This window comes from Janthinobacterium breve (genome assembly GCF_051380895.1).
In the GTDB taxonomy this organism is placed as follows: Bacteria; Pseudomonadota; Gammaproteobacteria; order Burkholderiales; family Burkholderiaceae_D; genus Janthinobacterium.
In genome coordinates this window covers 141,613-164,229 of record NZ_JBNYXY010000005.1, presented here as the reverse complement: position 1 = coordinate 164,229, position 22,617 = coordinate 141,613, and the positions used below count along the sequence as shown (strand labels likewise).

The following is a 22,617-nucleotide window of genomic DNA, read 5'->3' as shown; positions in this document are numbered from 1 at the left end:
GGCGGGCGTTTGTGGCATGATTCAACGGTCGTTTTTGTCTATAATCGCATCTTTTAGCAGCAGCTTCGGTTGAATTAGCAGCAGACACCGAAATTAGTATTCGGACGCGCAAACCTGATAAAATGCGCGCACTTTCCGTAACACACACTTTGGAGCCATAACATGTCGGATATCGAACAACGCGTTAAGAAAATCGTCGCTGAGCAACTGGGCGTTGCAGAAGCAGACATCAAAATCGAATCCTCCTTCGTCGACGATCTCGGCGCCGATTCCCTGGACACCGTGGAACTGGTCATGGCCCTGGAAGACGAATTCGAAATGGAAATCCCTGACGAACAAGCTGAAAAAATCACCACCGTGCAACAGGCGATCGACTACGCCACCGCACACGTCAAGGCCTAAGCCTGTCTGACCGACTTCAGGAGAATCGCTTGAGCCGTTCTAAAAACCGTCGTGTTGTTGTAACCGGCCTGGGCTGTGTTTCACCTGTCGGCAATACTATTGCCGAGGCGTGGGGCGCAATCATTGAAGGTAAATCCGGCATTGCCACGATTACCAAGTTTGATGCATTGCCCTTCACCACGCATTTTGCCGGTGAAGTCAAAGGTTTCAATATCGAAGAGTACATCTCCGGTAAGGAAGCCCGCCACATGGATACCTTTATCCATTACGGCATGGCTGCAGGCATCCAGGCGATGCAGGACTCCGGTCTGGAAGTGACCGAGGAAAACGCCGAGCGCATCGGCGTGATCATCGGTTCCGGTATCGGTGGCTTGCCGCTGATCGAGGAAACCAAATCCGAGTACGAAAAGCGCGGTCCGCGCCGTATCTCGCCATTTTTCGTGCCTGCCTCGATCATTAACATGATTTCTGGCAACCTTTCGATCAAATATGGTCTGAAGGGTCCGAACCTGGCGATCGTGACGGCGTGTACCACCGGTTTGCACAGCATTGGCGCTGCCGCGCGCATGATCGAGTACGGCGATGCCGACGTCATGATTGCCGGCGGTGCTGAATCGACCGTGTCGCCGCTGGGCCTGGGCGGTTTCGCCTCGGCACGTGCCTTGTCGACCCGCAACGACGATCCGGCAACGGCATCGCGTCCGTGGGATACCGACCGCGACGGCTTCGTGCTGGGCGAGGGCGCTGGTGTCATGGTGCTGGAAGAGTACGAGCACGCGGTGGCCCGTGGTGCCAAGATCTATGCCGAAGTGCATGGTTTCGGGATGAGCGCAGATGCTTATCACATGACCTCGCCGCTGGAAGATGGTAGCGGCGGCAGCAAATCGGTGATCGCGGCGCTCAACAACGCAGGTTTGAACCCGGATCAGATTCAGTACCTGAACGCGCACGGCACGTCGACCCCGCAAGGCGACGTGGCGGAAGTGATGGGCATCAAACGCACCTTCGGCGAGCATGCCAAGCATATTGTCGTCAACTCGACCAAGTCGATGACGGGCCATTTGCTGGGCGGCGCGGGCGGTCTGGAAGCGGTGTTTACGGTCCTGGCATTGCACCATCAGGTGTCGCCACCGACCATCAACATCTTCAACCAGGATCCGGCTTGCGATCTCGATTTCTGTGCCAACACGGCGCGGGATATGAAGATCGATTATGCAGTGAAGAATTCGTTCGGCTTCGGCGGAACGAATGGCACGCTGATTTTCGGTAAAGCGAAATAAGTAGGAACTTTCAAGCGCTCGCTACGGTCAAACCGTAGTGAGCGCTGATTCGGCGCCAACGCTCGTTGGTGCCTGAATTTGCCCGGCATGGTGCCGGCGCGCCTGATGTTTTTCCCTTTGAGTTGGCAATATGTCGATTGCAGTAGCGGCTGTCATTCGCACGCCTGTCTGTTCGCGCCTGTTGCAAGCGGTGCTGGGACTGTGCGCCTTGCTGGCAGCCTGGCCCTTGAGTGGCGTCTGGCGCGCTGCGGCCCTGTCCGGTCCCGGCCTTGGCCAACTGGTGGGCGGCTATGCGCTGGGCTGGCCCGGTGCGCTGCCGAGTGCGGCTGGCGGCGTGTTTTTGCTGGCTTTGCTGCGCAGGCGCAGAAAGCCGCAGGCGCTTGATATTTCGCCGGTTGGTCAGTTGCGGCTGGCGGTATATCTGGAGCATGGCGGAACGCCGTCTGGCTCGGAGGCCTTGGTGCCGACTGTGCTGCGCCTGTTGCCGGGTTCGACCTTGTGGCCATCGCTGCTGGTGCTGTGCCTGGCGGATGCCGCGGGGCGGCGCACGCAGGTGCTGGTGCAGCGTGGCAGCAGCTGCATCGCCTTCCGCCCGCTGGCCGTGGCGTGCCGGGCCATCGCGGCGCGCAGTGGGGAAGAATAAAAGTGGGGCGAACACTGAACTTCTTGCAGCGGGCCAACTCTATATCCATACAGGCGCCCACGCTGCATGACTACAGGGACATTGGGCGTGACGACAGAGCGCGAGTATGATCAGTTACTGGTCGAGCGGGTGCAGGCTGGCGACAAACGGGCATTCGATGTGCTGGTATCGAAATATCAGCGCCGCTTGATGCGCCTGGTGTCGCGCCTTGTGCATGACCCGGCGGAGGCTGAAGATGTGGTGCAGGAAACCTTTATCAAGGCATACCGGGCGCTGCGCCATTTTCGCGGCGATGCCGCTTTTTATACCTGGTTGTATCGCATCGGCATCAATACGGCCAAGAATTATCTCGTCACGCAGGGGCGGCGTGCCGCCACGTCCAGCGATGCCGACGCCGAGCAGGCGGAGTCCTTCGAGGATGGCAATAAATTGCGCGACAATAATACGCCCGAATCAGTGCTGGCCAGCAAGCAGATTGCGGCCACCGTCAATGCGGCCATGGAGGTGCTGCCCATCGAGTTGCGCACGGCCATCGTGCTGCGCGAGATCGAGGGCCTCAGCTATGAAGAGATATCGGAGATCATGGCATGCCCCATCGGTACTGTGCGCAGCCGCATTTTTCGCGCGCGCGAAGTGATTGCGGAGAAATTGAAGCCGTTGTTGGACACGCCGATTGACAAGCGCTGGTAATCTGGTGACTATGAGGTTGGCATGGCTGCGTCCGGTTTTCGCAACTATCCTCTTGAAATGGCAGGACCCATCATGGATACGCATACACGATTGCACGAGACGATTTCCGCCCTGGCCGATGGCGAGCTGGCGGCAAGCGAACTCGAACTGGCTTTTGCCGCCCTCGATACGCCATCGGGGCGGCACGCCTGGGATGCCTATCGCCTGATCGGCGACGTGCTGCGCTCGGAGCAGTGCGGCCATGCCCTGAGCGCCCAATTCGACGCGCGCCTGGCCAGCCACCTGGCAGCCGAGGCGGCGCCTGACGAGCCGGCCGCCCATCTGCCACTGTCCGCTGCCATCGTGCCGCCGGGCGCCGCCGAGCCGCTGGAAGCAGGGCCGCTGGCGCAACGCTAGTGCTGCGGTGTCTTATGCCAGGCTTAACTTCCTCCTGGCCCTCTTGACACTGGACTTCGCTACGATTGACACTGAGTGCAGGCAATATCTTGCTTTTGCGATATATTGTTGCATTGTTTGCCATGCGTGCTGTCAGGTGTAGTGCCCCTGGAATGCCGTCATGACGGCCAGTCCTGCACGCAGGCAATCGCCTGATCCGCGGTTTGATCCGTTTATATACTCGAAAAGATCCTTTCCATGAAAAAAAACATGTGTGCCGCCAGCAAGTCGTTTTCAGTGAAGACGCTTTCCGCCTTATTGTTCGGTACGGCTGGCGTCTTCCTTGCTCCCAGCATGCTGGGCCTGGCGCCACAAGCGCACGCCGCCGTGTCGGCCGTGAAGCTGCCTGATTTCTCGGACCTGGTCGACGCCGTCGGCCCGGCCGTGGTGAATATCCGCACCACCGAGCGCCTGAAGATGAATGCGCCCGGCGCGGGTGGCCAGGATGAGCAGGAAATGCAGGAATTCCTGCGCCGCTTCTTTGGCGGCGCCATGCCCACGCCGCGCCAGCAGGCACCGCGCGGCGGCCGCCGTGCCGTGCCGCAGGAGCAGGAAGTGCAGCGCGGCGTCGGTTCCGGCTTCATTATCTCGGCGGATGGCTACGTGCTGAGCAATGCCCACGTGGTCGATGGTGCCGACGAGGTGTACGTGACCCTGACGGACAAGCGCGAATTCAAGGCCAAGGTGATCGGCGCCGATGCGCGCACCGACGTGGCCCTGCTGAAAATCGAGGGCGGCAACCTGCCGCGCCTGACCATCGGCGACTCGGACAAGATACGCGTGGGTGAGTGGGTCATCGCCATCGGCTCTCCATTTAACCTGGAAAATACGGTGACGGCCGGCATCATTTCCGCCAAGTCCCGCGATACGGGCGACTACCTGCCACTGATTCAGAGCGACGTGGCCGTGAACCCCGGCAATTCAGGCGGTCCGCTGATCAATATGCGCGGCGAAGTGATCGGCATCAATTCGCAGATCGCCACCCTGTCCGGCGCCTACAATGGCATTTCGTTTGCCGTGCCTATCGATGAAGCCATGCGCGTGGGCGAGCAGCTGAAGAAGACGGGCAAGGTCGTGCGCGGCCGTATCGGCGTGCAGATCGGCGAAGTGAGCAAGGACGTGGCGGAATCGCTGGGCTTGCCGAATGCCAAGGGCGCGCAAGTGTCGATGGTGGAGCCGGGCGGTCCGGCCGACAAGGCGGGCATCAAGCCGGGTGATATTATCCTGAAATTCAACGGCGCGGCGATCGAGCGTTCGTCCGACCTGCCGCGTCTGGTAGGCGGCGCCGCCGTCAACGGCAAGTCCACGGTGACTGTCTGGCGCAAGGGTGCGCAGCAGGATATTGCTGTCACCGTCGTCGAGCTGGAAGGCGAGAAAACGGCGAAGAAGGGCGTCAAGGAGCCGGAAGCGCAAGCCGTCAACGCACTGGGCCTGAAAGTCAGCGACGTGCCGGCCGCGAAGAAACAGGAATTGAAGATCGACGCCGGCGTGCTGGTCGACGATGCGGATGGCGTGGCGGCCCTGGCCGGCCTGCAGCCTGGCGATGTGATCTTGCAATTGAACAACGTTGCAGTGAAAGATGCCAAGCAGTTCCATGCCCTGGTGGCCAAGCTCGATCCGAAGAAGTCGTCGGCCGTGCTGGTGCGCCGTGGCGACACGGCACAATTCGTTTCGCTGCGTCCATCGGCAAAATAACTTTTCAACCCGCACCCCGCAAAGGCCGGGGTCGGACCTCAGGGACCAGGCGTCCCCGTCCGGCCCCAGTCGCCGTTCCTGGGCTTATTCAAGTTTCCCATGCACTTTACCCTCTATTCCCGCAGTTACTGCCATTTATGCCAGGACATGCTCGACGCCTTGCTTCTGCTGCAGCCGCCTGACAAAACGTTCACAGTGGACGTGATCGATATCGATGCCTCGCCCGATGCCACGCTGCTGGCGCGTTTCGACGAGCTGGTGCCGGTGTTGTTTGGCGATATGGCCGAACCCGAGTTGTGCCATTATTTTCTGGACGAGGCTGCTGTGCGGCGCCGCCTGGCATGGCTTAAATGACAATATTGACACTGCATTGCACCATTCCGGTGCCGGAAACAGCTGAAAATGTGGCCTTGCCCCGGTGCTGGCCTCATAAGACGGGCTTTCCGCTCTGAAATCCGGTAAAATGGGGAGGTCGAAAAAGCTACTGTCCGAGGCAGCAGCTTCTGTCGCTTCAAAAGCGCTCGCTTGGGCATGCAGATGTCCTGTTCGGAGCGCTTTTTTCATCATGAGTGGGGCGCCCGGTTTTGGCCCTGTTTGGCCCGAGCATGATCCCCTTGATTCCTGTTAAAGCAGTGTTGTCACTCGCACATATATTAGTTAATGAATAACATACGCAACTTCTCGATCATCGCCCATATTGACCACGGTAAATCGACCCTGGCTGACCGCATCATTCAATTGTGCGGCGGCTTGTCCGACCGCGAGATGGAGGCGCAGGTGCTCGATTCGATGGATCTGGAGCGCGAGCGCGGCATTACCATCAAGGCGCAAACGGCGGCCCTGCACTACAAGGCACGCAATGGCCAGATCTACAACCTGAACCTGATCGATACCCCAGGTCACGTCGACTTCAGCTATGAAGTGTCGCGCTCGCTGTCCGCCTGCGAAGGCGCGCTGCTGGTGGTTGACGCGTCGCAAGGCGTGGAAGCGCAAACGGTCGCCAACTGCTACACGGCGCTGGACCTGGGCGTGGAAGTGGTGCCCGTCCTGAACAAGATCGACTTGCCGAACGCGGACCCGCCGAACGCCATTGCCGAGATCGAAGACGTGATCGGCATCGACGCGGCCGACGCCGTGCATTGCTCGGCCAAGACGGGCTTCGGCGTGCTGGATGTGCTCGAGCAACTGATCGTCAAGGTGCCGCCACCGAAGGGCGACCCCGATGCGCCGCTGCAGGCGCTGATCGTCGACTCCTGGTATGACGCCTATGTGGGCGTGGTGATGCTGGTGCGCGTGGTCAACGGTACCCTGAAACCGAAAGACAAGATCCGCCTGATGGCCACCGATTCGGTGCAGCTGGTGGAAGACATCGGCGTGTTCTCGCCCCGTTCGCAATCCTTGCCGCAACTCTCCGCTGGCCAGGTGGGCTTCATCATCGCCGGCATCAAGGAACTCAAGGCAGCCAAGGTGGGCGATACCGTCACCCTGGTCAGCCGTCCTGCCGCCGCGCCACTGCCCGGCTTCAAGGAAGTGCAGCCGCAAGTGTTTGCCGGCCTGTTCCCCGTGGAAGCGAACCAGTACGACGCGCTGCGCGACTCGCTGGAAAAGCTGAAACTGAACGACGCCGCCCTGATGTATGAGCCGGAAGTGTCGCAGGCGCTGGGCTTCGGCTTCCGCTGCGGCTTCCTGGGCTTGCTGCACATGGAAATCGTGCAGGAACGCCTGGAACGCGAATTCGACATGGACCTGATCACTACGGCGCCCACCGTGGTGTATGAAGTGATCCAGCGCGACGGCACCATGATCAGCGTCGACAATCCATCGAAGATGCCCGATCCGTCGCGCATCGAGGAAGTGCGCGAGCCTATCGTCACGGTCAATCTGTACATGCCGCAGGAATACGTGGGTTCCGTAATCACCCTGTGTATCGGCAAGCGCGGCATCCAGATGGACATGAGCTACCACGGCCGCCAGGTCAAGCTCGTGTATGAAATGCCGATGGCCGAGATCGTGCTGGACTTCTTCGATCGCCTGAAATCGACATCGCGCGGCTATGCCTCGATGGATTACGAGTTCAAGGAATACCGCGCGGCCGACGTGGTCAAGGTCGACATGCTGATCAACAGCGAAAAAGTCGATGCGCTGGCCATCATCGTCCACCGTTCGAACAGCCAGTACCGTGGCCGCCAGGTGGCTGCCAAGATGCGTGAACTGATCCCGCGCCAGATGTTCGACGTGGCCATCCAGGCGACCATCGGCGCGAACATCATTTCGCGCGAGAACGTGAAAGCCTTGCGCAAGAACGTGCTGGCCAAGTGCTATGGCGGCGACATCAGCCGCAAGAAAAAATTGTTGGAAAAACAAAAAGCAGGCAAGAAACGCATGAAGCAAGTGGGTTCCGTGGAGATCCCGCAAGAAGCATTCTTGGCAATTTTACAAGTGGATGGTTAATCAATGAACCTGCAAGTGATTTTAGGAAATTTCGCTTTAATCCTGTTCGTGCTGATGGTGTTGACGGGCCTGGTCTGGTGCCTGGATGTGTTTTATCTGTCCAAGCAGCGCCGCAAGGCGGCCGACCGCGCCCTCGCTGAATTCGATGCGCGCCAGTCCAAGCTGGCCGCCGAGGGCATCAAGTCCGATGCGGGCGGCAGCCGCGCGACCATCGAGGCAGCGCTGTTGCGCCAGCCTACCTGGGTCGAGTATTCGGGCAGCTTCTTCCCCGTCATCGCCCTCGTGTTCTGCCTGCGTTCGTTCCTGTACGAGCCATTCAAGATCCCGTCGAGCTCGATGGTGCCGACCTTGCTGGTGGGCGATTTGATCCTGGTCAACAAGTTCACCTATGGCATTCGTTTGCCGATCGTCAACAAGCGCATCATTGAAGTCAACGATCCGCAGCGCGGCGACGTGATGGTGTTCAAGTACCCGAAAGATATGTCGCAAGACTATATCAAGCGTGTGATCGGCGTGCCTGGTGATAAAATCACCTATGAAAACAAGCGCTTGACGGTCAACGGCAAGGAAGTGGCCTACACCCCGCTGGACGACTACCTGGATGACGAAAGCACTGTTTATCACAAGCAGCTGGAAGAAAATCTGACGGGCGTGAGTCACCGCATCCTCAACGACGAGCCTGCTCCAACGTTGAACTTGCGCGAAGTGAAGGATTTCCCGCACAAGGATGCGTGCAACTACAACGAAGACGGTTTTACGTGTGTGGTGCCACAGGGCAATTACTTCATGATGGGCGATAACCGCGACAATAGCGCGGACAGCCGCTACTGGGGTTTCGTGCCGAACGAGAACATCGTCGGCAAGGCCTTCCTGGTGTGGATGAACTTCAGCAACCCGAAACGCGTGGGCGGCATACACTAAACCGGCCAGGTCTCCAGAGACCACCCATGGCTGCCGCGCCGATTCCCCGCGCGGCGGCCAGTCGAATTACTCAGATGACACAGAAACAACAATGAATCTTCAGCTATTGCAAACCCGTTTAGGCTATACGTTCCAGGATGCTGGCCTGTTGCAGCAAGCCTTGACGCATCGTAGCCACAGCAGTTTGCATAATGAGCGGCTGGAATTCCTGGGCGACTCCATTCTCAACTGCGTGGTCGCCTCCATCCTGTACGAACGCTTTAAGTCCATCGACGAGGGCGACCTGTCGCGCTTGCGCGCCAACCTGGTCAAGCAGCAGTCGCTGTATGAAATCGCGCAAAAGCTGGAACTGTCGCAATTTTTGCGCCTGGGAGAAGGCGAATTGAAGTCGGGCGGTTTCCGCCGTCCGTCCATCCTCGCCGATACCCTGGAAGCCTTGCTGGGCGCCATTTTTCTCGATACGGGCTTTGATGCGGCCAGCACGGTGATCCGCGCCTTCTACATTCCCATCCTCGACTCGGTCGATCCGCAAACCCTGGGCAAGGATGCCAAGACCCTGCTGCAGGAATTTTTGCAAAGCAAGAAAATTTCGCTGCCACAATACAACGTGGTGGCTACCCACGGCGCCGCCCACAGCCAGGAATTCGAGATCGAATGCCTGGTGCCGAAATTGAATATCCAGGTCTACGGCCGTGGCGGAAGCCGCCGCGCCGGTGAGCAAGCCGCCGCCAAACTGGCGTTGGACGTGGCCGAGCAGGCGCTGTTGAAGTCGCCAGCCGCCAGCCGCAAGCCCAAACCGCGCGCCGCCCAGCTCAAGCTGGCCGGCATTGCCACCATCCAGAGCGACGACGCGGCAGCCCCGGCTGTTCCAGCGAACGCCGCTCATACTAAACAGAATCGACACTAGCATGACAGCCACCAAAATGCCCGACAACTTCCGCTGTGGCTATATCGCCATCGTGGGCCGCCCCAACGTGGGCAAATCGACCCTGATGAACGTGCTGATCGGCGCGAAGGTCAGCATCACTTCGCGCAAGGCGCAAACCACGCGCCACCGCATCACGGGCATCCAGACGGTGCCGGACGCGCAATTCATCTACGTCGACACGCCCGGCTTCCAGACGCGCCATTCGAACGCGCTGAACAAGACGCTCAACAAGACCGTGACGAACACGCTGATTTCCTCGGATGTCATCCTGTACGTGATCGAGGCGGGCACGTTCGGCCCGGCCGACCAGCAAGTAATGGATTTGCTGCCGAAGGAAGTGCCATGCATCCTCGTCATCAACAAATCCGATCGCGTCAAGGATAAGGCTGTATTGTTGCCGTTTGCGCAAAAGATCGCCGCCATGCGCGATTTCTCCGCCATCGTGCCCGTGTCCGCCAAGCTGCATTTCCAGTTGGAAGGCTTGCAGAACGAGATCAAGCGTTTCTTGCCGGAAAACCAACCGATCTTTGGCCCTGATGACATCACGGACCGCAGCGAAAAATTCCTCGCCTCGGAAATCGTGCGCGAAAAACTCTTCCGTTTCGTGGGCGACGAATTGCCGTACACGAGCACCGTGCTGATCGAAAAATTCGAGCAGGAAGGCGATTTGCGCCGCGTGTTCGCCGCCATCCTGGTCGAGCGCGATACGCACAAGTCCATGATCATCGGCAACAAGGGCGCGCGCCTGAAAGAAGTCTCGACCCAGGCCCGCCTGGACATGGAAAAACTGTTTGGCGGCCCCGTGTACCTGGAAATCTGGGTCAAGGTCAAATCTGGCTGGGCCGACAACGAGGCGGGCTTGCGCGCCTACGGCTACGAGTAATCCGCAACCCGGGGGCGACGCTACACGCATGAGCACCACCACGCCAGCGCAGCCTGACATCGCGCCTGCCTCACCTGTTGTCTCCGCACCTGTTCCCGCGCCGGTGGCCATCGCGCCGCCGGCCGCACCGCCGCCCCGGCGCAGCCGTCCGCCCGCGCGCGACGGCCGCATCACGGGCCAGCCAGCCTTCGTGCTGCACAGCTACCCGCATAAAGAAACCAGCCTCATCGTCGACGTGTTTACGCGCGAGTACGGTCGCATCGCGCTCGTCGCCAAGGGCGCCAAGCGGCCCCATTCGCAGTTGCGCGGCGTGCTGCAGACCTTTCAACCACTGCAAGCGGGCTGGACGGGTAAATCCGAACTGCGCATTTTGACGGGCGCCGAATGGGTGGGCGGCATGTTGCCGCTGGAAAAGACCGCCTTGCTGTGCGGCTTCTATTTGAACGAATTGCTGGTGAAACTGCTGGCGCGCGACGACCCGCACCCGGTCCTGTTCGACCACTACGTTGCCACCTTGAATCAACTGGCGCACAATGAGCCGCCGCCCATCGTGCTGCGCAAGTTCGAGCGCGCCCTGCTCAAGGAAACGGGCGTGGCGGCCGACCTGACGCGCTGCACGGGCACGCGCCAGGCTGTCGAGGCGGGGCAGGTCTACGTGGTCGACCCGGAACGGGGGCCGCGCCCGGCGCGCGCCAGCGATGCCTGGCCTAAGATCACGGGCAAGACCCTGCTCGACATGGAGCGCGAAGATTATCTTGACGTGGCCACGCAGGCGCAAAGCAAGCTGCTGATGCGCTTTTTGCTGGCCCATCAACTGGGGGGCGCCACCTTGAACACGCGCCAGATACTGATCGATTTAATGCAGCTGTAGCTGCGGTTTGCAGCACGACAGCACTTTACGGATACCAATATATGAGCTTTTTGCAGCCTTCCGGCCCCGTCATCGACCTGGGCGTCAATATCGACCACGTGGCCACCTTGCGCAATGCGCGCGGCACCGCCTACCCGGACCCGGTCCGCGCGGCCCTGCTGGCCGAACAGGCGGGCGCCGACGCCATCACCCTGCATTTGCGCGAAGACCGCCGCCACATCAAGGATGCGGACGTGATCGCCATCGCGCCGCAATTGCTCACACGTATGAACCTGGAAGCGGCCGTAACGGCCGAGATGATAGCTTTCGCCTGCCGCATCCGTCCTGCCGACGTCTGCCTGGTGCCGGAAAAACGCACGGAAGTGACTACTGAAGGGGGCCTGGATGTGGTGCGCTACTTCAAGGAAGTGCAGGCGGCGGTGCAACAATTGCAAGGTGAGGGCATCCGCGTGAGCCTGTTCATCGATGCCGATGAGCAACAGATCGCCGCCGCTGCCGAGCTGGGTGCGCCCGTGATCGAGCTGCACACGGGCCGTTACGCGGACACGCAAGGCGCCGAGCAGCTGGCGGAGCTGGAGCGCATCAAGGCGGGCGTGCTGTTCGGCGTGGGGCGTGGCTTGAAAGTCAATGCAGGCCACGGCTTGCATTACACCAACGTGCAAGCGATTGCCGCCATTCCCGACATTACCGAACTGAACATCGGCCACGCCATCGTCGCGCACGCCGTGTTTGTCGGCTGGGAAAACGCCGTGCGCGAAATGAAGGCCATCATGGTGGCTGCGCGCCTGGGCAACAAAGCATAAGGAATAGGACAAGCCCATGATCTACGGCATCGGCACCGACATTTGCAAGATCCCCCGCATCGAGGCGGCGCTGGCGCGCCATGGCGAGCGTTTCGCGCAAAAGATACTGGGGCCGCAAGAGATGGAAAAATTCCGCGCCCGCAGCGCGAAAAACGCCGTGCGCGGCGTGCGCTTCCTGGCCACGCGCTTTGCGGCCAAGGAGGCGTTTTCCAAGGCCATCGGCCTGGGCTTGCGCATGCCGATGACATGGCCCGCCGCGCAGATGCTGAATCACCCCAGCGGCAAGCCGATGATCGTCTGCAGCGGCGTGCTGGCGGAGTTCATGGAGAAAAACCGCCTGAGCGCGCAAGTGACCATCAGCGATGAAGAAGAATATGCGGTCGCGTTCGTGATCGTGGAGCAAGCAGCATAACTATAAGTGCGCTATAAGTACGCAATGAGCCAGCAATGACCGAAGCAAGCCCAGAATCTTCCTTGGCGGAAACGCCGCCCGACCCGCGCGCGCAGGTGCTGGCCACCGTCGCCAAGCTGCCGAATTTGCCTGGCGTGTACCGCTATTTCGACGCCGGCGACAAGGTGTTGTATGTCGGCAAGGCGCGCGACTTAAAAAAGCGCGTCTCCAGCTATTTCCAGAAAAACCTGGCCAGCCCCCGCATCGCCATGATGGTCGAGCGCATCGCGCGCCTGGAAACTACCGTCACGCACAGCGAGGCCGAAGCGTTGATCCTGGAAAACAACCTGATCAAGGCGCTGCAGCCGCGCTACAACATCCTGTTTCGCGACGACAAGTCGTATCCCTATTTAAAAATCACCAACGGCGACGCGCCGCGCATGGTGTATTACCGGGGCGCGGTGGACAAGAAAAACCAGTATTTCGGGCCGTTTCCCAGTTCCTGGGCCGTCAAGGAATCGATGCAGATCCTGCAAAAGGTGTTTTTGATCCGCACCTGCGAGGACAGCGTGTACGCGAATCGCACGCGTCCCTGCCTGCTGCACCAGATCGGCCGCTGCAGCGCACCGTGCGTGGACCTGATCAGCAAGGAAGACTATAAAAACGACGTGGAAAACGCGGCGCGCTTCCTGCGCGGGCGCCAGAGCGAAGTGATGGCGGACCTGGAAAAGAAGATGCACGCGTTTGCCGCCGAGCTGAAGTTCGAGCAGGCGGTAGTGGTGCGCAACCAGATCGCCTCGCTGTCGCGCGTGCTGCACCAGCAAAGCATGGAAACGACGGGCGACGCCGATGTCGACATCCTCGCCGTGCTGGTGCAGGGCGGGCGCGCCTGCGTCAACCTGGCCATGGTGCGCGGCGGGCGTCACCTGGGCGACCGCGCCTACTTCCCCAGCCAGCTCAGCGATGCGGCGGCGATTGCCGAAGAACCCATCGAGGTGGAAGTACTGGCCGCTTTCCTGGCCCAGCACTACACGGAAAAATTCATTCCCGGCACCCTGATCCTGAATATCGAATTCGACCAGCCCGCCCTGATGGTGGCGCTCATGGAGCAGTGCGGCCACCGCATCAACCTGATCTTCCAGCCGCAGGGGCAACGCCGCCAATGGCTGGAAATGGCGCAAAAGGGCGTCGAGATTTCGCTGGCGCGATTGTTGTCGGAGCAGGGTTCGCAGCAGTCGCGTACGCGCGCGCTGGCCGAGGCGCTGCGCCTGGAAACGGAAGACCTCGACAGCCTGCGCGTCGAGTGTTTCGACATCAGCCACACGCAGGGCGAGGCGACGCAGGCGTCGTGCGTGGTATTCCACCACCACGCCATGCAGAACGGCGAATACCGGCGCTACAACATCAATGACATCACGCCCGGCGACGATTACGCGGCCATGCGCCAGGTGCTCATGCGTCGCTATGAAAAGGTGGCGAATGGTGATGGCGTGATGCCCGACGTGGTGCTGATCGACGGCGGCAAGGGGCAGATTGAAATGGCGCGCCAGGTGTTCGCCGAGCTGGGACTCGATATCAGCTTGATTGTCGGCGTGGCCAAGGGGGAAGGGCGCAAGGTGGGCCTGGAAACCTTGCTGTTCGTCGATGGTCGCGCGGCGCAGGAATTGGGCAAGGAATCGGCCGCGCTGATGTTGATCGCGCAGATCCGCGACGAGGCGCACCGCTTTGCCATTACTGGCATGCGCGCCAAGCGCGCCAAGACGCGCCAGACCTCGCGCCTTGAAGAGATAGAAGGCATCGGCGCCAAGCGCCGGCAGAAGCTGCTGTCGCGCTTTGGCGGCTTGCGCGGCGTGGTCGATGCCAGCGTCGAGGATTTGATGTCGGTGGAGGGGATTTCCACGCAACTGGCGGAAGAGATTTACAAGCAGCTGCATTAATGAAGGGATCGCCTGCTCCGGTGCTGCCGCAACCGGACTAGGCTAATACCCCCGGGCCATGTAGACTAGTGGCGCTTTCTTCACGCTTTCTTCATGTTCAATTTACCCGTCGGCCGATTGCTTTCTTATGCCTTTTAATATTCCCATCCTTTTGACCTGGCTGCGCGTGGCTCTGATTCCACTCGTCGTTGGCGTATTTTATTTGCCGCCGTCGATGCTGCTGCATGGCGACCAGAACCTGGTTGCCACCCTGGTCTTCATTGTTGCCGCCGTGACCGACTGGTTCGATGGTTTTCTCGCGCGACGCTGGAACCAGACTTCGGCCTTTGGCGCCTTCCTCGACCCGGTCGCCGACAAGCTGATGGTGGCGGGCGCCTTGCTGGTGCTGGTGCAGCTGGATCGTGTCAATGCCGTGCTGGCCTTTATCATCATCGGCCGCGAAATCACCATTTCCGCCTTGCGCGAATGGATGGCACAGATCGGCGCATCGAAATCGGTGGCAGTCAGCTCGATCGGCAAGATCAAGACGGCCGCGCAAATGACGGCCATTCCCCTGCTGCTGTACCACGACGTGATCTTCGGCGCGATCGATACGCATGTGTGGGGCGAAAAGCTGTTGTGGATCGCCTGCGTGCTGACGGTGTGGTCGATGTTCTATTATTTGCGCCTGGCATGGCCCCTCATCAAGGAAAAAGCGGGAAATCTGCACTAAGAATAAGCAGGTGGCTGCTTTATGCGGAATATTTTGCAAAACACCAGATATTGCCCGTTGACAGCCCCTGTAATCCCTCTATAATGCTGGCCTGTTGTTGATGACGCGGGAGTAGCTCAGTTGGTAGAGCGCAACCTTGCCAAGGTTGAGGTCGAGAGTTCGAGCCTCTTCTCCCGCTCCAGTTTTCTGGAGAGTGTCATAGGTAAAAACAGCAAATGCAGTAAAAAGTAGTACTGGCGATGTAGTAGAGCTTCTGATACAATGTTGTCCACTGCGGGAGTAGCTCAGTTGGTAGAGCGCAACCTTGCCAAGGTTGAGGTCGAGAGTTCGAGCCTCTTCTCCCGCTCCAGTGAATACTGGATCAGCAGTAAAGAAGCACTAGTAAACGGTAATAAAAGGCAGTAAAATAGTAGTTCGTATGCGGGAGTAGCTCAGTTGGTAGAGCGCAACCTTGCCAAGGTTGAGGTCGAGAGTTCGAGACTCTTCTCCCGCTCCAGCGAAAGCTGGAGGCAGTACAGCAAGATGGCAGTAGCAGAAAATAGAAGCTCCAATGCGGGAGTAGCTCAGTTGGTAGAGCGCAACCTTGCCAAGGTTGAGGTCGAGAGTTCGAGACTCTTCTCCCGCTCCAGAATTCTAAAGGGAAGCTAAGCTGGCTTCCTTTTTTTATCCGCCGCAGTACGCAGCGTGATTAAGCAGCAAGCAAGCTCCAATGCGGGAGTAGCTCAGTTGGTAGAGCGCAACCTTGCCAAGGTTGAGGTCGAGAGTTCGAGACTCTTCTCCCGCTCCAGTTTTCAAGGTGTGCCGCAAGGCTATCCAAGCAGTTCCTCTGGCGAGGTAGCAAAGAGGTTATGCAGCGGCCTGCAAAGCCGTTTAGACGGGTTCGATTCCCGTCCTCGCCTCCAGATGAAAAAAATAGCCCACTTTCGAGTGGGCTATTTTTTTGCCTGTGCCGCTTCTTGTATAATGCCCGCACGCTCAGCTGCCCCGCGCTGATGAATCTTTCTCCTTTCCGCCATACCCATGTAGTCACTGACGATTTTCCTCGCCGTTAGCGCTGGCTGCGGCATCTTTTTTGACGCCCGCCGGCATGGCTGCGCCCGATGCATCTGCGTCAGGCGCGCATTTCCCTGTTCCAACCCTGGATTTGAATCAATGATCAATGCAACTTTTCGGGAAGAGTGGTACTCGAACGTGCAAAAAAATGTTCTGGCTGGCCTGACCACCTCGTTTGCGCTGGTGCCCGAATGCATCGCCTTCGCCCTGGTGGCGCAGTTGAATCCCCTGATGGGCCTGTATGGCGCCTTCATCATTTGCGCACTGACGGCCATCTTCGGCGGGCGCCCCGGCATGATTTCGGGCGCCGCCGGTTCCATGGCCGTGGTTATCGTGGCGCTGGTGGCCCAGCATGGCGTGCAATACCTGCTGGCCACCGTCGTGCTCAGCGGCATCCTGATGGCGCTGTTTGGCATTTTGCGTCTGGGTAAGCTGATCCGCATGGTGCCCCATCCCGTGATGCTGGGCTTTGTTAATGGCCTGGCCATCATCATCGCCATGGCGCAACTGGAGCACTTTCGCCAGGCCACGCCACATGGGGAGACCTGGCTGCAAGGCACGCCCTTGCTCGTGATGGGCGCGCTGGTGGCCCTGACCATGGCCATCGTCTACGTGCTGCCGCGCATCACGCGCGCCGTGCCGCCCGCGCTGGCGGCCATCCTGGGCGTGGGCGTGCTCAGCTATAGCTTGCACCTGCCCACGCGCACCCTGGGCGACCTCGCGCATATCGCCGGCGGCTTGCCGGCCCTGCATTGGCCCAGCGTGCCGCTGGACATGGCCACCTTGCACATCATCTTCCCGTATGCGGCGCTGATGGCCATGGTGGGGCTGCTGGAAACCTTGCTCACCTTTAATCTCACGGATGAGATCACGGAAACGCGGGGCCAGCCGAACCGCGAATGCATCGCCCTCGGTGCATCGAATGTCGTCTCGGGCCTGTTTGGCGGCATGGGCGGCTGCGCCATGATCGGGCAGACTATGATCAACCTGAGCTCGGGCGGGCGCTCGCGCCTGTCGGGCGTGACGGCCGGCGTGATGATCTCGCTGTTCATCCTGTTCCTGTCGCCGCTGATCGAGCGCATCCCGCTGGCTGCCCTGGTCGGCGTGATGTTCGTGGTGGCGCAGCAGACATTTGCCTGGGGTTCATTGCGCGTGCTGGGCAAGGTGCCGCCACAGGATGCGCTGGTGATCGTCGCCGTGACGGTGATCACGGTGTTTACGGATCTGGCGATGGCCGTGCTGTGCGGCATCGTCATTGCCGCCTTGAATTTTGCCTGGCAACATGCGCGCGAAATGCGCGCCGAGATGGACGACAGCACGCCGGGCGTGCGCGTGTACTTGCCGCACGGCACCCTGTTTTTCGCCTCGACCACGCACTTCCAGGAGCTGTTCCAGCCGGCCGCCGACCCGGCCCGCGTCATCCTCGATTGCCGGCACCTGCACATGGCCGATCACTCGGCCATCGCCGCCATCGAATCCCTGTATGAGCGCTATGACAAGGCGGGCAAGCACCTGCAGGTGACGCATCTGTCCTCCCGCAACCAGGCCCTGCTGCAGCGCGCTGGCGTTGAGGTGGGCGTGGCGTAAAATGATGAATAGTTTGATCCGCGCCATGCTCGAAAATGGGCGGAATTGATGAATGTCTGTGGAGAGTGAATGCTGTCGAACGAACAAGAACAATTGTTGCAACAAAGCCAGGCGGGCTTCGACGCCTACTATGACGCGCTGGGTGGGGCGCTGGTGAATTTTGTCGAGCGCCTGGGCATCCAGCCTGCGCACGAAGTGTTGACGAACGCGGCCGAATACCTGCCGTATATCGATGCGGCCATGCGCACCATCGTCATCCGCGACGAGAGCTGGCAGTGGGTGAAAACCATGCTCGGCTATTTTATCGGCGAATACTTCGTGCAAGGCAATGCGGGCTGCTGGTATGTGGAAACGCGTGCCGAATCGCCGCATTTTTGCCGCATCATGGTGGGCGGCTTCGAGCATGGCTTGCCGGCGGACGCCGCCATCGATCCGGAGGCGCTGGCGTTGGCATTTCTGGAGCAATCCGCACCGCGCGAGCTGGCGAAACTCATGGAAGATACGCAAGCCAGGCTGTGCTGATGCCTGGCCGTTTGGCATGCGTGGCAGCCACTGCCACGCATTAAATCTCACACCTTAAAACTCTTCCCACTCGCCTTCGGCAGGGCTTGCTGCCTTGCTGCTCGCGCGCGTCGCGGGCAGGCGCAGGGCAGGAGCCGAGGTCTTGCGGGCATGCGCGGCCGGGGTTGCTGGAGTTGCCGGGGCGCTGCGCTGCGCCGCTTTCACGCTGAAACGGTCGGTCGCCGCCGCGTTGGCGTCCAGGCGGAAGACGCTGACCACCTGCGCCAGTTCGCTCGCCTGTTCCTGCATCGCTTCGGCTGCTGCCGAGGCTTCTTCCACCAGAGCTGCATTTTGCTGTGTCACCTGGTCCATTTCGGAAATGGCCTGGTTGACTTGCTCGATGCCCGCGCTCTGCTCTTCGCTGGCGTTGCTGATCTCGCTCATGATGGACGTGACGAAGGCTATGCTTTGCACGATTTCTTCCATCGTCTTGCCTGCCTTGTCGACCAGGTCCGTGCCCACGTCGACCTTTTGCACGGAGTCGTCGATCAAGCCCTTGATTTCCTTGGCCGCCGCCGCCGAACGCTGCGCCAGGTTGCGCACTTCCGTGGCTACCACGGCAAAGCCGCGACCCTGTTCGCCGGCGCGTGCCGCTTCCACTGCCGCGTTCAGGGCCAGGATGTTGGTCTGGAAGGCGATGCCGTCAATGACGGAGATAATGTCGACGATTTTCTTCGAAGAGGTATTGATCTCGCTCATGGTGGCAACCACTTCGGCCACCACGGCGCCGCCGCGGCTGGCGATGCCGGCCGCGTCGCCCGCCAGTTTGTTCGCATGGCGCGCGTTGTCCGCATTCTGCTTCACGGTCGAGGTCAGCTCTTCCATCGACGACGCCGTTTCTTCCAGCGAGCTGGCTTGCTGTTCCGTGCGCGACGACAGGTCCTGGTTGCCGGCGGCAATTTCCGCGGAGGCCGTGGCGATGGTGTCGGTGCCGCTGCGCACCTGGCCGACGATGCCCACCAGGTTGTCGTTCATGGTTTTCAGGGCATGCATCAGCTGGCCCGTTTCATCGCGGCCTTGCGCCGTGATGATGCTGCTCAGGTCGCCTGCTGCGACGGTTTCCGCCACTTTCACGGCATCGCGGATGGGGCCGGTGATCGAGCGCGTGATCCACCACGCAAAGCCGATGCCCATCAGCACTGCCAGCACGCCCATGGTGATGAGGAAGATGCGGGTGCTGCTGTAGGCCTCGATGATGCTGGCGCCGACGCCGTCGGCGGCCTTGATCTGCATGTTGGCAAAGCGCTTCACTTCGGCCAGGTAAGCCGTGGTGATCGGCGCGACTTCCTTCTCGAACACTTCCTTGGCGCCCGCCACGTCGCCGTCGGCCTTCATCTTGAAGGCGCGCGCGCGCGTTGTCACATAGTCGGTGCGCACTTTGCGCACCACCTTGAATTGCTCGATCACGGCCGGGTTGAGCAGCGACGCGATGATGTCGTCCTGCAGCTTGCTGGAGCGGTCCGCATCGACTTTCAAGTCGTCCTCGATTTTGGCGCGCACGACAGGATCGGTGATTTCAAACGAGGCCACACCGCGCACGCTATTGAGTTCAATGATCTTCGACCATTCGGCCACCATGCGCTGGTTCTTGATGCTGGTATTGATGAGGCGGTAGGTCAGGTCGCTGGCCGTTTGCATGCGCACGAGGGCGGTGACGGTCAAGGCGGCAAGCAACAGCAATACGACAGCAAAGCCGACGCCAAGGCGGCTGCCGATGTTCAGGTTTTTCATGTAATTCCTAACAATTTAATAGTCATGATCGCCGCCACCAGCAGGGGCGGACAGGCGCCGCAAGGCGCAGGGGATCGGGGTCTTCGGGTGCCGCGTGATTGCATTGCGGCGCGCCGCGCTGTGCACGGCGTTGGAGGTAAAGCAAGGGGTGTGGCGGCGTGGGGAGCCGCTGACCAGCAAGCACAAGTATAGCATTGACGCACGGAAATAGTTTTTCAAAGCAATTTTAATTGCTTATTGATATTAATTCATTGTTGCTTTTTTACATCAAGTACCTAGTTCATAAGTACTATCACTTACATTTCGCCTTACGTTTTCCATCGCCGACTGATAAAATACTAATGATAATCATTCGTATTAAATAATCGACCAGGGAATTGTATGCCGCAACAGCGCAAGCCAGGATGTAAACCGATCACTCTCGCCGTACTGGGCGCCCTGACCTTCGGCGCCGTGCCATTGGCGGCTTTGGCCCAGGAAAGCTTGCCCGCCGTCACCGTGACGGCATCGAAGGACAAGGATGGTTATGTCGCCGCCACTTCCGCCAGCGGCACCAAGACGGAAATGGCCCTGCGCGATGTACCGCAGAGTATCAACGTGGTGCCGGCCGCCGTCATCCGCGACCAGAACGCCATGTCGATCCAGGACATCATGAAGAACATCCCCGGCGTGGGCTTGTCCACGGGCGACGGCCAGCGCGACCAGGTGTTCATCCGCGGCTTCACGGCCATCGGCGACCAGTTCGTCGACGGCTTCCGCGATGACGCGCTGTATTTCCGCGACCTGTCGAATGTGGAGCGCCTGGAAGTGATCAAGGGGCCAGCTGCCGTGTTGTACGGCCGCGGTTCCTCGGGTGGGCTGGTCAACCGCATCACCAAAAAACCTGGCGTGGATATCACGGACGTGGCCCTGAGCCTGACCAACACGGCAGGGCGTCGTGGCGCAGTCGACGTGGGCAGAGTGGGCGAGACGGTGGACTGGCGTGTCACGGGCGCGCGTGAATTGTCCGACAGCTACCGCGACCAGCAATTCATCAACCGCACGGCGCTGGCGCCTACCGTGGCCATCCGCCTCTCTGGCGCGACGAAACTGCTGCTGCAGGGCGATTACCTGGAAGACCGCCGCCTGACGGACTTCGGCATCCCGTCCTACCATGGCCGCCCGGTGGCTGTCGATGCGGGCACTTACTACGGCGCCGCCAACGCCCGCGATGCCGACTTCAGCCAGTCGCGCGTGGTGTCCACGGCCGCGACGCTGACGCACAAGTTCAGCGATAGCTTGTCGCTGCGCAATGCCTTCCGCTATTACGACTATCACCTGGATCGCAACAACACGAATATTTCCGGCAACGTCAACGAAGTCAAAGGCACGATGAACTTCGGTCACGCCAAGCTGAACCGCGACGAGAGCGGCTGGTTCAACCAGACGGAACTGACGCAAAAACTGGTCACCGGCAGCCTGCGCCACGAAGTGCTGTATGGCGCCGAGTTCGGCAAGCAAAACAAGGATGCCAGCAGTTGGGCCTCGACCGTGGTGGCGACGAATGTATCGATCTTCAATCCTGTCCTGCCCGTCGTCGACCGCAGCAAGCTGGGTGCGCGCAGCGATACTTTCGGTACCTATGACACGGCCGCCGCCTACGTGCAGGACGCCATCAGCTTCAGCGACGAGTGGAAGGCGCTGGCCGGCTTGCGCTACGACCGCTACAAGCAGCAGTCGCGCCTGGCCAATGCGCTTGGTGTGACGACGGCAGACCTGTCGCGCACGGATTCGGCCTACAGCCCCCGTGCCGGCCTCGTCTGGCAACCGAGCGCGGTGCAATCGTACTACGCCTCGTGGAGCCGCTCGTTCCAGCCCAGCGGCGAGAACTTCGCCCTGGCCGCCAACAATGCCGACCTGGCGCCGGAAACCACGCGCAACACGGAAGTGGGCGCCAAGTATGAGCTGTGGGGCGGCCGCGCCAACGCCACCGTGTCGCTGTTCCGCCTGGAACGCGACAATATCAAGACCAGCGACCCGATCACGAACCGCATCGTGCCCGTCGGCACGCAGCGCACGGACGGCCTGGAACTGACCTTCAATGCAGACTTGCACGATGGCTGGAAAATGATGGCCGGCTATGCTTACCTGGACGCCAGCATCACCGACTCCATCGCCGTCGACAAGAGCGTCAACGTGCCGGGCACGACGACGGCCAGTGCCGTCGCCATCAAGGGCAAGCGCGCCACTTTGACGGCGCGCAATACGGCCAACCTGTGGCTGACGAAAGACCTGGGCCACGGCTTCACGGTGGGCGGCGGCGCAAATGCCGTCGGCAGCCGCTTTGCCAATCCGGGCAACACGGTGGTCTTGCCAGGCTACGTGACGGCCGACGCCATGGCTGCGTACCGCACGGGCCGCTACGAAGTGCAGCTGAACGTCAACAATATCGGCGACACGCGCTACATCGTCTCGGGCCACGGTTCCAGCCCGAACCTGAGCTTGCCGGGCGCGCCGCGCAATGTGGCGCTGACCTTGCGCTACAGCCTGTAATTTTTATCACTTCCTCAAAACCCGCTCGCGAGCGGGTTTTTTTCATGGGGGAGAGCTGCGCCGTGCAGGTTGGCATTGTTTAGAGGAATTGTTCGGTACCGATAAAATAAT

At 60.3% G+C, this 22,617-nt stretch carries 20 protein-coding genes and 6 tRNA genes; 25 read left to right on the top strand and 1 reads right to left on the bottom strand.

Annotated elements, in window-relative coordinates; translation table 11 throughout:
- The first annotated feature begins 162 nt into the window (after positions 1-162).
- The 24 genes from acpP to ACQ4W0_RS10915 all read left to right on the top strand — a co-directional run bounded on the left by acpP (position 163) and on the right by ACQ4W0_RS10915 (position 18,204).
- Positions 163-402 (top strand): acyl carrier protein, encoded by a 240-nt coding sequence (gene acpP, locus ACQ4W0_RS11030; RefSeq protein ID WP_008449912.1) that lies wholly within the window; start codon positions 163-165, stop codon positions 400-402.
- A 29-nt stretch (positions 403-431) separates the two neighbouring features.
- On the top strand, positions 432-1,682 hold the full coding sequence (gene fabF, locus ACQ4W0_RS11025; RefSeq protein WP_436576761.1) for a beta-ketoacyl-ACP synthase II: 1,251 nt from the start codon (positions 432-434) through the stop codon (positions 1,680-1,682).
- Positions 1,683-1,812: 130 nt separating this feature from the next.
- Entirely contained in the window at positions 1,813-2,325 is a 513-nt protein-coding gene (locus tag ACQ4W0_RS11020; RefSeq protein WP_436576760.1) for a hypothetical protein, read from the top strand.
- 66 nt (positions 2,326-2,391) lie between these two features.
- Entirely contained in the window at positions 2,392-3,015 is a 624-nt protein-coding gene (gene rpoE, locus ACQ4W0_RS11015; protein ID WP_436576759.1) for an RNA polymerase sigma factor RpoE, read from the top strand.
- 72 nt (positions 3,016-3,087) lie between these two features.
- On the top strand, positions 3,088-3,411 hold the full coding sequence (locus ACQ4W0_RS11010; protein ID WP_436576758.1) for a sigma-E factor negative regulatory protein: 324 nt from the start codon (positions 3,088-3,090) through the stop codon (positions 3,409-3,411).
- Positions 3,412-3,648: 237 nt separating this feature from the next.
- Positions 3,649-5,145: a DegQ family serine endoprotease gene (locus ACQ4W0_RS11005; protein WP_436576757.1), complete on the top strand. Its 1,497-nt coding sequence runs from the start codon at positions 3,649-3,651 to the stop codon at positions 5,143-5,145.
- Between the two features lie 99 nt (positions 5,146-5,244).
- On the top strand, positions 5,245-5,499 hold the full coding sequence (locus ACQ4W0_RS11000) for a glutaredoxin family protein (protein ID WP_436576756.1): 255 nt from the start codon (positions 5,245-5,247) through the stop codon (positions 5,497-5,499).
- Between the two features lie 306 nt (positions 5,500-5,805).
- Positions 5,806-7,596: a translation elongation factor 4 gene (lepA, locus tag ACQ4W0_RS10995; RefSeq protein ID WP_102119848.1), complete on the top strand. Its 1,791-nt coding sequence runs from the start codon at positions 5,806-5,808 to the stop codon at positions 7,594-7,596.
- 3 nt (positions 7,597-7,599) lie between these two features.
- On the top strand, positions 7,600-8,517 hold the full coding sequence (gene lepB, locus ACQ4W0_RS10990) for a signal peptidase I (protein ID WP_425254046.1): 918 nt from the start codon (positions 7,600-7,602) through the stop codon (positions 8,515-8,517).
- A gap of 91 nt (positions 8,518-8,608) precedes the next feature.
- A complete protein-coding gene (gene rnc, locus ACQ4W0_RS10985) occupies positions 8,609-9,424 on the top strand; it encodes a ribonuclease III (protein WP_436550344.1) in 816 nt (271 codons plus the stop codon).
- 1 nt (position 9,425) lies between these two features.
- A complete protein-coding gene (gene era / locus ACQ4W0_RS10980; protein ID WP_436521379.1) occupies positions 9,426-10,328 on the top strand; it encodes a GTPase Era in 903 nt (300 codons plus the stop codon).
- Positions 10,329-10,356: 28 nt separating this feature from the next.
- Positions 10,357-11,199, top strand: a complete 843-nt coding sequence (recO, locus tag ACQ4W0_RS10975; protein WP_436576755.1) for a DNA repair protein RecO — start codon at positions 10,357-10,359, stop codon at positions 11,197-11,199.
- 41 nt (positions 11,200-11,240) lie between these two features.
- Positions 11,241-12,002: a pyridoxine 5'-phosphate synthase gene (pdxJ, locus tag ACQ4W0_RS10970; protein WP_436576754.1), complete on the top strand. Its 762-nt coding sequence runs from the start codon at positions 11,241-11,243 to the stop codon at positions 12,000-12,002.
- A gap of 16 nt (positions 12,003-12,018) precedes the next feature.
- Positions 12,019-12,414, top strand: coding sequence for a holo-ACP synthase (gene acpS, locus ACQ4W0_RS10965; RefSeq protein ID WP_436576753.1), 396 nt, complete (start codon positions 12,019-12,021; stop codon positions 12,412-12,414).
- Between the two features lie 35 nt (positions 12,415-12,449).
- Positions 12,450-14,330 carry an excinuclease ABC subunit UvrC gene (gene uvrC / locus ACQ4W0_RS10960; protein WP_436576752.1) on the top strand — a complete coding sequence of 627 codons (1,881 nt, stop codon included), beginning with the start codon at positions 12,450-12,452 and terminating at the stop codon, positions 14,328-14,330.
- 127 nt (positions 14,331-14,457) lie between these two features.
- Positions 14,458-15,042, top strand: a complete 585-nt coding sequence (pgsA, locus tag ACQ4W0_RS10955; protein WP_101481959.1) for a CDP-diacylglycerol--glycerol-3-phosphate 3-phosphatidyltransferase — start codon at positions 14,458-14,460, stop codon at positions 15,040-15,042.
- A 105-nt stretch (positions 15,043-15,147) separates the two neighbouring features.
- Positions 15,148-15,223: transfer RNA gene (locus ACQ4W0_RS10950), tRNA-Gly, on the top strand.
- Between the two features lie 92 nt (positions 15,224-15,315).
- Positions 15,316-15,391, top strand: a tRNA-Gly gene (locus ACQ4W0_RS10945).
- A gap of 71 nt (positions 15,392-15,462) precedes the next feature.
- A tRNA-Gly gene (locus tag ACQ4W0_RS10940) sits at positions 15,463-15,538 on the top strand.
- 56 nt (positions 15,539-15,594) lie between these two features.
- Positions 15,595-15,670, top strand: a tRNA-Gly gene (locus ACQ4W0_RS10935).
- Between the two features lie 83 nt (positions 15,671-15,753).
- Positions 15,754-15,829 (top strand) — tRNA-Gly (locus ACQ4W0_RS10930).
- Positions 15,830-15,870: 41 nt separating this feature from the next.
- A tRNA-Cys gene (locus tag ACQ4W0_RS10925) sits at positions 15,871-15,944 on the top strand.
- 250 nt (positions 15,945-16,194) lie between these two features.
- Positions 16,195-17,682 (top strand): SulP family inorganic anion transporter, encoded by a 1,488-nt coding sequence (locus ACQ4W0_RS10920; protein WP_436576751.1) that lies wholly within the window; start codon positions 16,195-16,197, stop codon positions 17,680-17,682.
- A gap of 69 nt (positions 17,683-17,751) precedes the next feature.
- On the top strand, positions 17,752-18,204 hold the full coding sequence (locus ACQ4W0_RS10915; RefSeq protein WP_436576750.1) for a hypothetical protein: 453 nt from the start codon (positions 17,752-17,754) through the stop codon (positions 18,202-18,204).
- A gap of 54 nt (positions 18,205-18,258) precedes the next feature.
- Here the strand turns inward: ACQ4W0_RS10915 and ACQ4W0_RS10910 are convergent, their stop codons facing one another.
- Positions 18,259-19,974 carry a methyl-accepting chemotaxis protein gene (locus ACQ4W0_RS10910; RefSeq protein ID WP_436576749.1) on the bottom strand — a complete coding sequence of 572 codons (1,716 nt, stop codon included), beginning with the start codon at positions 19,972-19,974 and terminating at the stop codon, positions 18,259-18,261.
- Between the two features lie 381 nt (positions 19,975-20,355).
- Between ACQ4W0_RS10910 and ACQ4W0_RS10905 the strand changes: the two genes are divergently transcribed.
- A complete protein-coding gene (locus tag ACQ4W0_RS10905; RefSeq protein ID WP_436576748.1) occupies positions 20,356-22,506 on the top strand; it encodes a TonB-dependent receptor in 2,151 nt (716 codons plus the stop codon).
- The last annotated feature ends 111 nt before the right edge of the window (positions 22,507-22,617 follow it).

What these genes read in the sequence shown, in the direction of transcription:
- rnc (WP_436550344.1), top strand. Translation starts at nt 8,609, where the DNA reads ATGAATCTTCAGCTATTGCAAACCCGTTTAGGCTATACGTTCCAGGAT.
- ACQ4W0_RS11010 (WP_436576758.1), top strand. Translation starts at nt 3,088, where the DNA reads ATGGATACGCATACACGATTGCACGAGACGATTTCCGCCCTGGCCGAT.
- era (WP_436521379.1), top strand. Translation starts at nt 9,426, where the DNA reads ATGACAGCCACCAAAATGCCCGACAACTTCCGCTGTGGCTATATCGCC.
- ACQ4W0_RS10920 (WP_436576751.1), top strand. Translation starts at nt 16,195, where the DNA reads ATGATCAATGCAACTTTTCGGGAAGAGTGGTACTCGAACGTGCAAAAA.
- ACQ4W0_RS11005 (WP_436576757.1), top strand. Translation starts at nt 3,649, where the DNA reads ATGAAAAAAAACATGTGTGCCGCCAGCAAGTCGTTTTCAGTGAAGACG.
- ACQ4W0_RS10915 (WP_436576750.1), top strand. Translation starts at nt 17,752, where the DNA reads ATGCTGTCGAACGAACAAGAACAATTGTTGCAACAAAGCCAGGCGGGC.
- ACQ4W0_RS10905 (WP_436576748.1), top strand. Translation starts at nt 20,356, where the DNA reads ATGCCGCAACAGCGCAAGCCAGGATGTAAACCGATCACTCTCGCCGTA.
- acpP (WP_008449912.1), top strand. Translation starts at nt 163, where the DNA reads ATGTCGGATATCGAACAACGCGTTAAGAAAATCGTCGCTGAGCAACTG.
- acpS (WP_436576753.1), top strand. Translation starts at nt 12,019, where the DNA reads ATGATCTACGGCATCGGCACCGACATTTGCAAGATCCCCCGCATCGAG.
- ACQ4W0_RS11000 (WP_436576756.1), top strand. Translation starts at nt 5,245, where the DNA reads ATGCACTTTACCCTCTATTCCCGCAGTTACTGCCATTTATGCCAGGAC.
- ACQ4W0_RS11020 (WP_436576760.1), top strand. Translation starts at nt 1,813, where the DNA reads ATGTCGATTGCAGTAGCGGCTGTCATTCGCACGCCTGTCTGTTCGCGC.
- pgsA (WP_101481959.1), top strand. Translation starts at nt 14,458, where the DNA reads ATGCCTTTTAATATTCCCATCCTTTTGACCTGGCTGCGCGTGGCTCTG.
- rpoE (WP_436576759.1), top strand. Translation starts at nt 2,392, where the DNA reads ATGACTACAGGGACATTGGGCGTGACGACAGAGCGCGAGTATGATCAG.
- pdxJ (WP_436576754.1), top strand. Translation starts at nt 11,241, where the DNA reads ATGAGCTTTTTGCAGCCTTCCGGCCCCGTCATCGACCTGGGCGTCAAT.
- uvrC (WP_436576752.1), top strand. Translation starts at nt 12,450, where the DNA reads ATGACCGAAGCAAGCCCAGAATCTTCCTTGGCGGAAACGCCGCCCGAC.
- ACQ4W0_RS10910 (WP_436576749.1), bottom strand. Translation starts at nt 19,974, where the DNA reads ATGAAAAACCTGAACATCGGCAGCCGCCTTGGCGTCGGCTTTGCTGTC.
- lepA (WP_102119848.1), top strand. Translation starts at nt 5,806, where the DNA reads ATGAATAACATACGCAACTTCTCGATCATCGCCCATATTGACCACGGT.
- recO (WP_436576755.1), top strand. Translation starts at nt 10,357, where the DNA reads ATGAGCACCACCACGCCAGCGCAGCCTGACATCGCGCCTGCCTCACCT.
- lepB (WP_425254046.1), top strand. Translation starts at nt 7,600, where the DNA reads ATGAACCTGCAAGTGATTTTAGGAAATTTCGCTTTAATCCTGTTCGTG.